The organism is Polaribacter uvawellassae (assembly GCF_039748955.1).
Classification (GTDB): Bacteria; Bacteroidota; Bacteroidia; order Flavobacteriales; family Flavobacteriaceae; genus Polaribacter; species Polaribacter uvawellassae.
In genome coordinates this window covers 152,148-165,757 of sequence record NZ_JBDIZN010000004.1, presented here as the reverse complement: position 1 = coordinate 165,757, position 13,610 = coordinate 152,148, and the positions used below count along the sequence as shown (strand labels likewise).

The window sequence follows — 13,610 nt, the reverse complement described above, 5'->3', positions numbered from 1 at the left end:
TAAAACATATGGCAAAAAAAGATTTTTACGAAATATTAGGAATAAGCAAATCAGCTTCGGCGGCAGAAATTAAAAAAGCATATCGAAAGATGGCAATTAAATATCATCCAGATAAAAATCCTGATGATACAACTGCAGAAGCGAAGTTTAAAGAAGCTGCTGAAGCTTATGAAGTTTTGAGCGATGAGAACAAAAAAGCACGTTATGATCAATACGGGCATCAAGCTTTTGAAGGTGGTCATGGCGGCGGCGGTTTTGGTGGCGGCGGAATGAATATGGAAGATATTTTTAGTCAGTTTGGAGATATCTTTGGTGGAGGTTTTGGTGGCGGATTTGGCGGCGGTGGTCAACGTCAAGCTAGAGTTAAAGGAAGTAATATGCGAATTCGTGTAAAGCTAACTTTAAAAGAAATTGCAGAAGGTGTTGAGAAAAAAGTAAAGGTTAGAAGAAAGGTTCAAGCTGATGGAGTAACATATTCAACCTGTTCAACATGTAATGGAGCTGGTCAAGTAACAAGAGTTACCAATACTATTTTAGGAAGAATGCAAACAGCAGCTACTTGTCCAAAATGTAAAGGATCAGGTCAAATTATCGATAAGAAACCAAGTGGTTCTGATGCAGATGGATTGGTTGTAAAAGAAGAAACGGTTTCAATTCAAATTCCTGCAGGAGTTACAGAAGGAGTGCAATTAAAAGTAGCTGGAAAAGGAAATGAAGCTCCAGGGAAAAATTCAGTTTCTGGAGATTTATTAGTGTTGATAGAAGAAATTCATCACGAAACATTAAAAAGAGAAGGCACCAATATTCATTACGATTTATATATAAATTTTTCTGAAGCAGTTTTAGGAGTTAGTAAAGAAGTTGAAACGGTAACTGGAAAGGTGAAAATTAAGATTGAGCCAGGAACACAATCTGGAAAAATATTACGATTAAAAGGAAAAGGTTTACCAAGTATTGAGCGTTACGGAAATGGAGATTTTTTAATTCATATTAATGTTTGGACACCACAAGAATTAAACAAAGAGCAAAAAAAGTTTTTTGAAGACATGAAAAGTGATGAAAACTTTGCTCCAAACCCAAATACTTCAGACAAATCTTTCTTTGAAAAGGTAAAAGATATGTTTATGTAACAAAAGTTACTTTGTAATTCAAAAAATATAGTTATATTTGAACTATTATTAGTGTCAAAGCTAATAATTTCTTTTTCATAGCAATTTTCCCACTTAAGAAATTAAGTGGGTTTTTTTTATTTGTACCTTTGCAGAATAATATAGCAGGTCAATCTTATCGCCACGATATTAACGTGGAGGAAAGTCCGAACACCAAAGAGTAGCATAGCGGATAACATCCGTCCAGCGTAAGCTGAGGACAAGTGCAACAGAAAGCAAGTACAGTTCGGCTGTAGTGAAACCAGGTAAACTCTATGCGGTGCAATGCCACGTATATTAGAGATTGAGAACTTCTCGTTCGATTCTAAGGGGTGGGCAGATTGATTCTAAGAGTAATTTTAGAACTAGATAAATGATAAGATTTCGTTTTATTACGGAAACAGGATTCGGCTTATAGACCTGCTTTATTTTTCTTTATTATCAATATGATAAATAACCTTGTCTTATTTTGTTATTTTTTATATATTTATTACTATCAAAGTGTTAAATTATCATTTTTGTAATAATTTTACGATATCACTGTTTATTATGTAATCTCATTATAAAATCGTATTTTTGCATTACAATAATTAAACAATTACTACCTATGGCTTTTGATATTGAAATGATAAAATCGGTTTATTCAAAAGTAGTTGAAAGAGTAGATGCTGCTCGAGAAATTACTGGTAAACCACTAACACTTGCAGAAAAAATACTATACTCACATCTTTGGGATGGAACACCAACTAAGGAGTTTGAAAGAGGAAAAGATTATGTAGATTTTGCACCTGATAGAATAGCTTTGCAAGATGCAACTGCACAAATGGCTTTATTGCAATTTATGCAAGCAGGAAAAGCTAAAGTTGCAGTTCCCACTACAACGCATTGTGATCATTTAATTCAGGCTAAGAACGGAGCAACAATGGATTTACAAAGTGCATTAAACACAAGTAATGAAGTTTTTAACTTTTTAGAATCTGTTTCAAATAAGTATGGTTTAGGTTTCTGGAAACCTGGAGCTGGAATTATACATCAAGTTGTATTAGAAAATTATGCATTTCCTGGAGGAATGATGATTGGAACCGATTCACATACAGTAAATGCAGGTGGATTAGGAATGGTTGCAATTGGTGTTGGTGGAGCAGATGCTGTTGACGTAATGGCAGGAATGGCCTGGGAATTAAAATTCCCCAAATTAATTGGAGTAAAATTAACTGGAAAATTATCTGGTTGGACAGCTCCAAAGGATGTTATCTTAAAAGTTGCTGATATTTTAACTGTAAAAGGAGGAACAGGAGCAATTGTAGAATATTTTGGACCTGGAGCAACAGGAATGTCTTGTACAGGAAAAGGAACTATTTGTAATATGGGAGCAGAAATAGGAGCAACTACTTCTACTTTTGGTTATGATGAATCTATGGAGCGTTATTTACGTGCTACAGATAGAGATGATGTTGCAGATGCAGCAAATAAAGTAAAAGATTATTTAACGGGCGATGCAGAAGTATATGCCAATCCTGAGCAGTATTTTGATCAAGTAATTGAAATTAATTTATCAGAATTAAGTCCATTATTAAACGGACCTTTTACGCCAGATTTATCTACAAAAGTAGGTAAAGACATGACAGAAAAAGCAACAACAAATGATTGGCCATTACAAGTTGAATGGGGATTAATTGGTTCTTGTACAAACTCATCATACGAAGATTTATCTAGAGCAGCTTCTATTGCACAACAAGCAATTGACAAAGGTTTAAAAACAAAAGCAGAATTCGGAATTAATCCAGGTTCTGAAAAAGTAAGATACACTGCAGATAGAGACGGAATTTTAAGTGTTTTTGAAAAATTAGATGCTACAATATTTACAAATGCTTGTGGACCATGTATAGGTCAATGGGCTAGATATAGCGATCCTGCAAATGCACCAAAAAACTCAATTATACATTCTTTTAATAGAAACTTTGCAAAACGAGCAGACGGAAATCCAAATACACATGCATTTGTTGCATCACCAGAAATGGTTGCTGCAGTAACTATTGCAGGACGTTTAGATTTTAATCCGATGACAGATAAACTTATCAATGAAAATGGAGAAGAAGTAATGTTAGATGAACCAACTGGATGGGAATTACCTCCAAAAGGTTTTGAAGTAAAAGATGATGGGTATTTAGCTCCAGAAGCAGATGGAAGTGGTGTTAAGATTGCTGTAAATGAAGATTCTGAACGTTTACAATTATTAGAACCTTTTACTCCTTTAGGAAATGATTTAAAAGGAGTGAAGTTATTGATAAAAGCTTTCGGAAAATGTACAACAGACCATATTTCTATGGCTGGACCATGGTTGCGTTTTAGAGGACATTTAGACAATATTGCAAACAATACTTTAATTGGAGCAGTTAATGCGTTCAATCAAAAAACAAATTTTGTAAAGAATCAATTAACTGGAGAATATGATGCAGTACCTGCAACACAAAGAGCGTATAAAAAAGCAGGAGTTAAATCTATTGTAGTTGGAGATCATAATTACGGTGAAGGTTCATCTAGAGAGCACGCAGCAATGCAACCAAGACACCTAGGTGTTGCCGCAGTTTTGGTAAAATCTTTTGCTAGAATCCACGAAACCAACTTAAAAAAGCAAGGAATGTTAGGTTTAACATTTGCTAATGAAAGCGATTACGATTTAATTCAAGAAGATGATACGTTTAACTTTATAGATTTAAATGAGTTTGCTCCAGGGAAACCTTTAACGCTAGAAGTTGTTCATGCAGATGGAACGAAAGACATTATTGTTACAAATCACACGTATAATCAAGGACAAATTGATTGGTACAATGAAGGTTCTGCGTTAAATCTTATCAAAAAAGAAAATGCTGCATAACTCTTTTCTTAATTGATACACAATAAAAAATGCTCCTAAAATTTAGGAGCATTTTTTATACAACTTATAATGTTAATCAATAATCATCATCGTTGTTATTATTGTTTCTAATTTTGCCAGTAACTCCTGTACTTTTAATATAAAAATTTATATAAAGTCTGCTTTTATCAATTCCTTTGTTAATATCGAAAGCTTCAACGTAAGTTTTTTGTCCGTCAGAAAGTTTAAAAACAAATCCAAATGTCGATGAGATTGCTGTAAGTTTATCTTTATCAATATGTAAAGAACCGTAACTAATTATTGGATAAGGAATTGTAACATATTGTAAATTGTTTATTTTATAATAATGATATCCTTGATGTTTTCCATTAGAACTATAATTATCTTCTGTATAAGAATCAACTGGAGAAATATTAGAAGGAATTGGAATATATTTTACAGAATCGGTAGCAATAAAATCTCCTTGTAAATTTTTTGCTCCAACATATAAGGTTCCTTCATTCCAAGTTGTTTCTGTGTAATTGGTTAAATCAAAATTAAACGAAGTATCTTCTAAAACAAAATCATTTACAAAAACAATACAAGAATTAAAAATAAATGTTAAAAGTAGTAAAGAGAGAATATGCTTTTTCATGTTTTTTTTTCAAATTTAAACATTTTACCATACTTAACTTTTATTAGTAAGGTTTTTATTTTGAACCGACAGAAAGTAATATCTTTATATCTATATGAAAATAACTAAAAAACATATTACAAATATTGCTTTTGTGATAATAATCGGATTGATGATTTATCCGCCAACAAAGGTATATTTTATCAGGTTAATTTCTTTTTCTCCATCAGAAATTAAAACAGAAAATCAACAGCAAATCAAAAATACAAACTGGCAATTAAAAGGATTGAATACCGAAAATATCAATTTAAAAGAATTAGAAAATAAGGTTGTATTTGTAAGTTTTTGGGCAACTTGGTGTGCGCCATGTATTGCAGAAATGCCAAGTATGCAAAAATTATATGATGATTATAAAGACGACGTAACGTTTCTCTTTGTAACCAATGAAGATTGGCAAACGGTTTCTAAATTTTACACAAAGAAAAATTTTGATTTCCCTACATACAACCAAATAACACTTTCTCCGAGTGAGTTAGAAAGCTCATCTATTCCTGCAACATTTATTTTAGATAAAAGCAAAAATATTGTTGTTGAAAAAAGAGGAGCAGCAGATTGGAATTCAACATCAACAAGAAAAATATTAGATAATTTATTAAACTAAGAAAGCTCCCAATTTCTTAGAAGCTTTCTACATCAATCAATCTAAACCAAACTAACTAGACTGAATCATTTTTAATGGAATTCTATAAACTGTTCCTTTTGTAATTCCTTTTACAGTTAATTTTTTATAATTCAATTTTGACTTTACATAATTGGTAACTGTTTCACTGTTAGAATTTACAGAAACAACCACTAATTCGTTTTTATTATTCAACATCACTGAAACTTGCGCTTCTAATGTTTTTTCTGATAAATTGTATGAATGATTTCCTAATAAGGATATAATTTCTGTTCTTAAAATGGTTTTTGAATCTTTAGAAGTTGGCTCTGTGTTTGTGTTTGCTGCTACAGAAATTACTGAAGAAATACTGATTGCTACTACAGCGATAATTGTTTTTAAATTTTTCATTTTATATGTGGTTTTAAATTAATGTTATATCAATATAGACCAACAGAAAACGAAAAGGTTGCATTGAGAAATGGGTTTTGGCAGTAACTTAACAGCATTTAACATACTTTAAGAAGTAGTTGTTAAATTCTAAGAAAAATTTAAGAAGAGATTGAAAAAAAAAATTACAAACAGCTACATCCAAACAAATCTATTGAATCAGACCAAAGATTAACTATTTTATTATCCTCAGTAATATAAAAAAGTGATCTACTTGGAGTATAAGAATCATCTCTATTTGGTGTAGGATTGTTAAACGAAAAAAAAACATTTTTTGTTCCTTTTAACTTAGCAAAAGTTTTATTTTTATCATATGAGTTAAGACAGTCGCTACATTTATTAATTATATTATCTTTTATTAAAGAGTCAATATTACTCCAATTTCCAAATTCTACATTAATATTATAAGGACTAACCACGAGTGGATTTGTGATTGAATATTTATTAGCTGTAATAAAATTGTAAAACACATAAGGTTCACATTCACTGTTTTGTTTACCCAGGATTGTAACTAAAGCTTCTGAAGTTTTATTTTGACCTATAACAAAAATTTCTCTTTCATTTTTGTTAACTTTATTAAGTATGTTCTTATAGTACTTTCTTGATTCACCAAGAAATTCATTTGAATCATTAGTTTCTACTTTATTTAATAGTTTACTTTCAGGATAATAATTAATATAGCCTTCTCCAATTTTCTTCCATTGATAATTAGAAATAATAAATGGTTCAGGAGCTAAATCTTTAAAAACAGCAGAAAGAGGTTGTTTAAACTTTAATAGAGAATCTTTATTTTCTTTTAAAGCATATAATAAACTAATGTTTTCAAATGATAAAGATTTTTTATTCTGATTTATAATCTTTTGAATAATACTATCTTTTTTAGATTGAAGTTGAGACCAAGATTTCCAGATGCTATCACAATTAATATTTTTTTGGACGAAAGAAGTATTACTTTTTTCTAAAATAGTTGTATCTTTTTTATTGTTCTTTTGACAAGAACATATTATAAATACAGTGATAAGAAAAATGTTATTTTTTTTCATTTTTTTAAAACTAAACCACTTCTTCAAAAGCATCAATAATAATTGCACAACCTTTTTTAAGTTCGTCATCAGAAATAGTTAATGGAGGCGTTATTCTAATGGCTTTTCCTTCGAACAACAACCAAAACAGGAGTAAACCCTTGTCTAAACATTTTAAAATGATTTTAGATGCAAGTTCTGGCGTTTCTACAATTGCTGCTAACATCATTCCTTTTCCTCTGATTTCTTTAATTGCTTGGTGTTGTAAATGCTTTCTAATTAATTGTTCTTTTCTGAGCGTTTCTTCAATTAGATTTGAATTATTTAACTCCGTAATTGTTGCCAAACCTGCAGCAGCAATTACTGGATGTCCACCAAAAGTAGTAATATGTCCTAACTTCGGGTTTTCTTTTAAGCAACTCATCATTTCTTGCGAAGCCATAAATGCACCAATTGGCATTCCGCCGCCAAGTCCTTTTCCTGTGATAATAATATCCGGAACAACCTTATAATTTTCAAATCCCCAAAAAGTTCCTGTTCTTCCTATTCCAGATTGAATTTCATCTAAAATTAACAACGCACCAACTTCTTCACACTTAATTTTTACTTTTTGCAAATAATTATTTGTTGGTTCTATAAAACCTGCGCCACCTTGAATGGTTTCTAAAATAACAGCAGCAGTATTTTTGGTAATCTTTTTTATATCTTTTTCTAGATTAAACTCGATGAATTTAATTCCCGGAATCAAAGGTCTAAATGCTTGGTTTTGTTCTTCTGCACCACAAACGCTCATGGCACCTTGTGTATTTCCGTGATAACCCTTTTTTGCAGCAATAATTTCTGATTTTCCTGTAAATCGTTTTGCTAATTTTAATGCGCCTTCTGTTGCTTCTGTTCCAGAATTGGTTAAATAAACTGCACAATTTTTAGAGGGAATTGTAGTTGCCAACGCTTTACACAATTCCACTTGTGGTTTCTGAACAAATTCGCCATACACCATTACGTGCGTATAGTTATCAACTTGATTTTTAATTGCTTCCGTTACTTTAGGATGATTATGTCCCAAAGTATTTGCAGAAACTCCAGCGATAAAATCTAAGTATTTTTTATGGTTTGTATCATAAACATAACTTCCTTTTGCGTGAGAAATTTCTAAAGCAAGTGGGTAAGGAGATGTTTGTGCTTGATATTTTAAAAAATCAGTTTTCATCTATTTTTCCTTTTTTAGAACTTTAGAAGTGTTTATTTCCTTTTTTCTTGGAATTTTATCTCCAACAACAAAAATGTCTTCCATTGTTTTTGGTTGTTCATCTTCTCGCCAAATAAATCCTTTTAATTTTCTGGCATTTTCTGGTAAATCTTCTGGCGGATACGAAGTTCCTTCTGGTTTCTTAATATATTTTACAGATTCTATATTGTTGGTTTCGTCTAACGTAAACTCAATAGAACTACATTCTTGTTTGGTAATGGTTTCTAAAATTCCTGCTTCGTTTCTGTTGTAAAAAACAACTTCTGCGTTTCCTTCAACTAAAAAATATTTGAGTTTTCCGTCAGCAAATTTACCAAACATATTTCTTCCTTTAATTTGATTGAAGGTAGAAATGCCATCAATAATCGTATCTAATTGAACAATTAACGCATTGTTTAAAATTTTTAAAGAATCTAATTTTTCAGTTTCTTTATTGTTTAAAAGCTGAATGCTATCACCAGTAATTTGGTTTTTTCCTGACCATAAAACAGGATTTTTAAACATTCTCGTTAAACCTGTTGTTTGATTCATGTGAATAGAATCTGCTTTTCCTTGCAAGTCTGTTTTAAAGATTTTTACATCGTTATAAATCCGCGTAATTCTATTTTCTGGCTTTCCAGTAACCAACAATGTATCTCCATGAATGTAGAGCGAATCTTTTTCCATCAACGAAATGGCAACAGCTTTATCAACAATAAAAACAGAATCTTTTAGTTCAAAAAACTCAGCATAATTTCCTTTTGCAATAAAATTTTGAATAGTATCAATAAACTTGATATTATTAGTTGCAGAAGCAAAACCTTTAAATTTATCATAATACAAACTATCGCCTTCAATGGTTTTATCTGTAAAATAAATTTTAGAATTTTTAACAAAATGAGAAATCTCTGATTTTGTGTTGTAAAATCCTTTTTCTGTATAAATAGTATTGTCTTTTCCTTTTATGGTTGATGGACCATACAAATAAGCATGCGCAGAATCTGTATAATAATCTAAATGATTCGATTCTAACACATGTTCTGGATTTGTTACCGTTACTTTAGTAGTTGCTGTAAACTTTTTATTTTCTAGAAAGTAATTTCCGACTTTACTTTTAAGAACATTGGTTTCGTCTTGTATAATGGCGTGGTTTTTATAAAACAACAATTGCTTTTGTCGATCAAAATGCAACGTATCAGTTTTTAAAGTCATTTTTGGATCTTTCAACACAACATTTCCCCAAGACAACGCTTTTTTTGTATTTCCGTCATAATCAACATAATCGCTAGTTTGTGTAATGGTATCGCCTTGCTTGATTAAAACATTTCCAAATGCTTTTGCAAAATTTCGTTTTTTATAAAGTATAATTCTCTTAGCAGTTAGAATAGCTCCTTCATGAGAAATTTTCACTAAACCTTCTTTATCTTTAGTTAAAATAGTTGCTCCAGGAAATTTTTCTTCATCCGCAGTACTAACTCCAGCATAAATAATATTAATCTTTTTAGCTTGAGAAAAGCTAGCAAAAGAAGCAAATAATAAAAAGAATAGAGTAAATTTTTTCAACCGAAATTTTATTTTCAACAAAAATAGTGAAAAGATTACGGCTTCTTATTAAAGAAAAGTGAAATTTAAATTGATTCATTTTTATTGTTTTTTTAATAAAAGATTCTCTGTTTTATTCTAATAATATATATAAGTTGACGTATTTTTGCAAAAAATAAGAACTCCATGAAATCGCCATTTGATTTAACTAAAGAAGAAATGAAAGCGTATGGCTATAAAATTATAGACATTATCGTAGAACATTACGATACCATTGAATCTCAAAAACCTGTAACTTCAGGTACACGAGAGCAAATGGATTCTCTTTTTTTACAAGAAGCACCAAATGAAGCAATGCCAGCAGATGAAGTGTTAGATTTTGTTATGCAAAATGTAATTCCGCATAGTAATTTAACAACACATCCAAAATCATTTTCTTTTGTTCCAGGTCCAAGTAATTATATCAGTACGCTTGCAGATACTTTGGCAACAGGATTTAATGTTTTTTCTGGCGGATGGATTGTTTCTCCGGCTGCAGCAGAATTGGAAATTGTTACCATGAACTGGTTGTTGAAAATGTTTGATTTCCCAGTGCAAAAAGGCGGTGGAATTTTTACAAGTGGTGGTTCGATGGCAAATTTAACAGCTTTGGTTACTGCAAGAAGAATAAAATGTGGCGACGATTTTTCGAAAGCAATTATTTATTTATCAGATCAAGCGCATTCATCAAACATAAAAGCAATTCGTGTGTTGGGTTTTAAGAAAGAACAAATTAGAATAATCCCAACTGATTTAGAATTTAAAATTAGCTTTAACAAACTAAAAAATGCCATTGCAAAAGATCGTTTAGAAGGAAATCAACCGTTTTGTTTTATTGCATCAGCAGGAACAACAAACACAGGAACTGTAGATCCGTTAGATGATATTGCAGATATTTGTGAGAAAGAAAATCTTTGGTTGCATGTTGATGGAGCTTATGGTGGTGCAGCAATTTTATCTAAAAAAGGAAGTAGAGTTTTAAGAGGAATTGAACGTGCAGATTCGTTAACAGTTGATCCTCACAAATGGTTTTATCAACCTTATGAAATAGGATGTTTATTGGTAAAAGATTCGTCTTGGTTAAGCAATACTTTTTCTGAAAAACCTGAGTATTTACGAGATATTGAAGGAAATGAATCTGAAATTAATTTTTACGATTACGGAATTCAATTAACAAGACGTTTTAGAGCATTAAAGTTTTATATGTCAATCAAAACTTATGGTTTAGACACTTTTAAAAAAGCAGTTACTTATAGCATTGATTTAGCTGAACAAACAGAAGATTTTTTGCGTAAAAGTAAAAACTGGGAAGTCATTTCTCCGGCAACTTTAGCAATAATAAATTATAGATACAATCCGATTGGTTTACATTTATCTGAGCCAGAATTAGACAAGTTAAATCAAGAAATTTCTGCAAGAATTACTAAATCTAAAGAAGCCTTATTAGTAACAACCATATTGCAAAATCAGGTTGTTTTAAGAATGTGTTTGATAAACCCTAGAACTACATTTAAGCACATTACAGAAACGTTTAATCAATCTGAGGCATTTGCTACAGCGATTCTTGCTGAGTGGAAGAAGTAAAACTCGATTTTAACAATATACCAAGAATTCCCAACGGCATTAAAGCGCTACAAATTACTAAATAAGTAAAATAATTATCTAGTAAATAGCGTTGTTGCCAAGCAGAAAACCCTTTGTAAAAAATGAGTAATTCTGATAAAACAAATCCGAGTATATAAATATTTATCCAAATCTTTGGGAGTGCTATCAACTTATAAAACCTTAGAAAAACAAGTGTAGATAAAGTTACAACGCCTAAAAAAGTTAAGTGTAAATAACCGATAACAAAATCTAAAATTATTGTTGCTAACTCAGAAAAATATGGAATTGCAGTACATGTTTGTAAAATAATTTTAATAAAAATTAAAACAAAAGCAATTTTGAGAAGTGCATAGAGTTGTGGTTTTAAAAGTTTCTTTAGTTGCACTTTAATTTCTTTTAATTGTTTGTAGTAAACCCCAAATGCAATTAATTGTAAGATAGCTCCTAAAGCTGCAATTATATAAATAATTGATGATGGTTTCATCCATAAAAAAGACAAACATAACGTAAGCACACAGCTTATAAGCATCAGTCTATAAAATTGATTTGCAATTTTTATAGAAAACTGAATTTTAGATTTTTCAAGTAGAAAATAAAATACACCAATTAACGAAAAAATAAACCAACCATTATATTGAAAATGCAAATAGAAATAAATAGCATTTTTATACCAAGATGATGTTGGTCCAAGTGTATTCATTATTGCTCCTAACGCCCAAGGACCAATTGTTGAAATTACCATTAACAATAATGATGTTGAAATAAATTTATAGGAAACACTTTTAACATCAAATGTGTGATTTTTTTTAAAGAAAAAGTAAAACCAATAAGAGCATATTAAAAACAATGTAGAAAAAATAATAGAATACAAAGCGTACCCAATAAAAGGAAATGTAACTAACATTCCTATAATGGTAATTTGTGTACTCCAGAAAATAAGATTGTATTTTTTTGCTTTCTCTTTATCTATTCCGAAATGATAAATAAGTGTTGTTAACGCTATGTAAACCCAGCCTAAAAGGGCGATATGCGAATGTGTATGGATGATGTATTTATATGTTGCATTAATATTTGTAACATAAAATAGTCTTAAAACAATTCCTAAAAAAGCAGCAATAAAAAGATACAATAAAGCAATTTTACTGTGTAGTTTTACGCAATTATTGGAGTTTAACAACATCTAGTAAATTATTATTTTTTGCATATTCATCAGCCATTTCTACAATTGTTTTTGTTTTTAATTTATCTAGCAATTCATTTTTAAATGGATAATATAAGTGATGTATAATACACGGGTTGATGTTGTTGCATTCTTTTTGACCTAGAAAACAACTATCAATCTTTTGAAATCCATCGATACTTTCAACAACATCAAAAAACGTTTTTTTATTATTTTTTGAAGTTAAATAGAACCCACCATTTGGTCCTTTTAGAGAAGAAATGATGTTCTTCTTTGTTAATTCTTGTAATATTTTTGCTAAAAAAGGAGCAGGAATTTGCAACTCATCTGCAATTTGTTTAGAACCAATTTTAGTATGTTTAGTACTATAATTTGATATGAAAATAACAGCTCTTATTGCGTATTTACTAGATCTTGATAGCATAAAATAATTTAAGGCGTGAAATTAAAGACAAAAAAGTCTTTTTTTATGACTTTTATCATATTTTTAAGCTATAAAAGTAATAATTTTGCATCAATATTATAAGTATATAAGTATAAAAAGATGAAACTAAAAATTATTATGGCATTCCTAGCAGTAGGAGTAATGGTAAGTTGTGGTAGTGATGATAAAAAACAACCAGCTAGCACAAAAAAAGTAAAAAAAGCAGTAGTTAAAAAAACTCCTGAAAAGAAAGAAGTAGAAAAAGAAAAAATAGTTGTTTCTATTGATATGAGTAATAAAGGTATTGGACCAATTAAGTCTGTAACTTTAGGAAGTTCAATCGATAAAGCTTTGGCAGACAATGGTCAACAAATATTTAAAAATAAGTGTTCTGCTTGTCATAGAACGGATAAAAAATTTATTGGACCAAACCCAACTGGAATTTTGGATAAGCGTTCGCCAGAATGGATTATGAATATGATTATGAATCCACAAGAAATGACAGCTAAAGACCCTATTGCAAAAGAATTGTTAGCACAATTTAACGGTGTTCCGATGGCAGATCAAAATATTCAAGAAGAAGAATCAAGAGCTATTTTAGAGTATTTTAGAACTTTAAAATAATGTAATTAAATTTTTTTTTGGTTGATAAGACTGTTTAATGTCTAAAATTGTAATGATTTTAGCTTTAGGCAGTCTTTGTTTTTTATTTGTTAATATTTTCTTAAAATATTTACCTTTTTGTGATAATTATCATGTTTTCAATTTTCATAAAATAATAAATTTGCTACATAAAAGATAAAAAGGTCTTTTATTAACTAAA

Annotated in this window: 12 protein-coding genes and 1 other RNA gene; 6 read left to right on the top strand and 7 right to left on the bottom strand. The window is 30.2% G+C overall.

What is annotated here, in order from left to right:
• Window positions 1-8: 8 nt before the first annotated feature.
• The 3 genes from dnaJ to ABDX67_RS10690 all read left to right on the top strand — a co-directional run bounded on the left by dnaJ (window position 9) and on the right by ABDX67_RS10690 (window position 4,026).
• Window positions 9-1,130 (top strand): molecular chaperone DnaJ, encoded by a 1,122-nt coding sequence (dnaJ, locus tag ABDX67_RS10700; protein WP_347175021.1) that lies wholly within the window; start codon window positions 9-11, stop codon window positions 1,128-1,130.
• A 140-nt stretch (window positions 1,131-1,270) separates the two neighbouring features.
• An RNA gene (gene rnpB, locus ABDX67_RS10695) (RNase P RNA component class A) lies at window positions 1,271-1,579 on the top strand.
• A gap of 176 nt (window positions 1,580-1,755) precedes the next feature.
• On the top strand, window positions 1,756-4,026 hold the full coding sequence (locus ABDX67_RS10690) for an aconitate hydratase (RefSeq protein ID WP_347175020.1): 2,271 nt from the start codon (window positions 1,756-1,758) through the stop codon (window positions 4,024-4,026).
• Between the two features lie 76 nt (window positions 4,027-4,102).
• On the opposite strand, the gene ABDX67_RS10685 is transcribed toward ABDX67_RS10690, so the two are convergent.
• Complete coding sequence (locus ABDX67_RS10685; RefSeq protein ID WP_347175019.1) at window positions 4,103-4,660, bottom strand: hypothetical protein; 558 nt, start codon at window positions 4,658-4,660, stop codon at window positions 4,103-4,105.
• 94 nt (window positions 4,661-4,754) lie between these two features.
• Here ABDX67_RS10685 and ABDX67_RS10680 point away from each other — a divergent pair, with 94 nt between their 5' ends.
• Window positions 4,755-5,300 (top strand): TlpA family protein disulfide reductase, encoded by a 546-nt coding sequence (locus tag ABDX67_RS10680; RefSeq protein ID WP_347175018.1) that lies wholly within the window; start codon window positions 4,755-4,757, stop codon window positions 5,298-5,300.
• Window positions 5,301-5,351: 51 nt separating this feature from the next.
• Here ABDX67_RS10680 and ABDX67_RS10675 read toward each other — a convergent pair whose 3' ends face one another.
• The 4 genes from ABDX67_RS10675 to ABDX67_RS10660 form a co-directional block, all read right to left on the bottom strand.
• Window positions 5,352-5,708 (bottom strand): hypothetical protein, encoded by a 357-nt coding sequence (locus tag ABDX67_RS10675; protein ID WP_347175017.1) that lies wholly within the window; start codon window positions 5,706-5,708, stop codon window positions 5,352-5,354.
• Window positions 5,709-5,872: 164 nt separating this feature from the next.
• Window positions 5,873-6,790: a hypothetical protein gene (locus tag ABDX67_RS10670; protein ID WP_347175016.1), complete on the bottom strand. Its 918-nt coding sequence runs from the start codon at window positions 6,788-6,790 to the stop codon at window positions 5,873-5,875.
• A 10-nt stretch (window positions 6,791-6,800) separates the two neighbouring features.
• Window positions 6,801-7,979: an aspartate aminotransferase family protein gene (locus ABDX67_RS10665; protein ID WP_347175015.1), complete on the bottom strand. Its 1,179-nt coding sequence runs from the start codon at window positions 7,977-7,979 to the stop codon at window positions 6,801-6,803.
• Complete coding sequence (locus tag ABDX67_RS10660) at window positions 7,980-9,560, bottom strand: OstA-like protein (protein ID WP_347175014.1); 1,581 nt, start codon at window positions 9,558-9,560, stop codon at window positions 7,980-7,982. It lies immediately after the preceding gene.
• Window positions 9,561-9,725: 165 nt separating this feature from the next.
• Here ABDX67_RS10660 and ABDX67_RS10655 point away from each other — a divergent pair, with 165 nt between their 5' ends.
• Complete coding sequence (locus ABDX67_RS10655) at window positions 9,726-11,162, top strand: pyridoxal phosphate-dependent decarboxylase family protein (protein WP_347175013.1); 1,437 nt, start codon at window positions 9,726-9,728, stop codon at window positions 11,160-11,162.
• On the opposite strand, the gene ABDX67_RS10650 is transcribed toward ABDX67_RS10655, so the two are convergent.
• A complete protein-coding gene (locus ABDX67_RS10650; RefSeq protein WP_347175012.1) occupies window positions 11,131-12,312 on the bottom strand; it encodes a hypothetical protein in 1,182 nt (393 codons plus the stop codon). The two genes, ABDX67_RS10655 and ABDX67_RS10650, sit on opposite strands and share 32 nt — an antisense overlap.
• A gap of 31 nt (window positions 12,313-12,343) precedes the next feature.
• Entirely contained in the window at window positions 12,344-12,787 is a 444-nt protein-coding gene (locus ABDX67_RS10645) for an RrF2 family transcriptional regulator (RefSeq protein ID WP_347175011.1), read from the bottom strand.
• A gap of 120 nt (window positions 12,788-12,907) precedes the next feature.
• Here ABDX67_RS10645 and ABDX67_RS10640 point away from each other — a divergent pair, with 120 nt between their 5' ends.
• A complete protein-coding gene (locus tag ABDX67_RS10640) occupies window positions 12,908-13,411 on the top strand; it encodes a c-type cytochrome (RefSeq protein WP_347175010.1) in 504 nt (167 codons plus the stop codon).
• The last annotated feature ends 199 nt before the right edge of the window (window positions 13,412-13,610 follow it).

Coding starts and splice junctions, on each gene's coding strand:
- dnaJ (WP_347175021.1), top strand. CDS start 9: ATGGCAAAAAAAGATTTTTACGAAATATTAGGAATAAGCAAATCAGCT.
- ABDX67_RS10690 (WP_347175020.1), top strand. CDS start 1,756: ATGGCTTTTGATATTGAAATGATAAAATCGGTTTATTCAAAAGTAGTT.
- ABDX67_RS10685 (WP_347175019.1), bottom strand. CDS start 4,660: ATGAAAAAGCATATTCTCTCTTTACTACTTTTAACATTTATTTTTAAT.
- ABDX67_RS10680 (WP_347175018.1), top strand. CDS start 4,755: ATGAAAATAACTAAAAAACATATTACAAATATTGCTTTTGTGATAATA.
- ABDX67_RS10675 (WP_347175017.1), bottom strand. CDS start 5,708: ATGAAAAATTTAAAAACAATTATCGCTGTAGTAGCAATCAGTATTTCT.
- ABDX67_RS10670 (WP_347175016.1), bottom strand. CDS start 6,790: ATGAAAAAAAATAACATTTTTCTTATCACTGTATTTATAATATGTTCT.
- ABDX67_RS10665 (WP_347175015.1), bottom strand. CDS start 7,979: ATGAAAACTGATTTTTTAAAATATCAAGCACAAACATCTCCTTACCCA.
- ABDX67_RS10655 (WP_347175013.1), top strand. CDS start 9,726: ATGAAATCGCCATTTGATTTAACTAAAGAAGAAATGAAAGCGTATGGC.
- ABDX67_RS10645 (WP_347175011.1), bottom strand. CDS start 12,787: ATGCTATCAAGATCTAGTAAATACGCAATAAGAGCTGTTATTTTCATA.
- ABDX67_RS10640 (WP_347175010.1), top strand. CDS start 12,908: ATGAAACTAAAAATTATTATGGCATTCCTAGCAGTAGGAGTAATGGTA.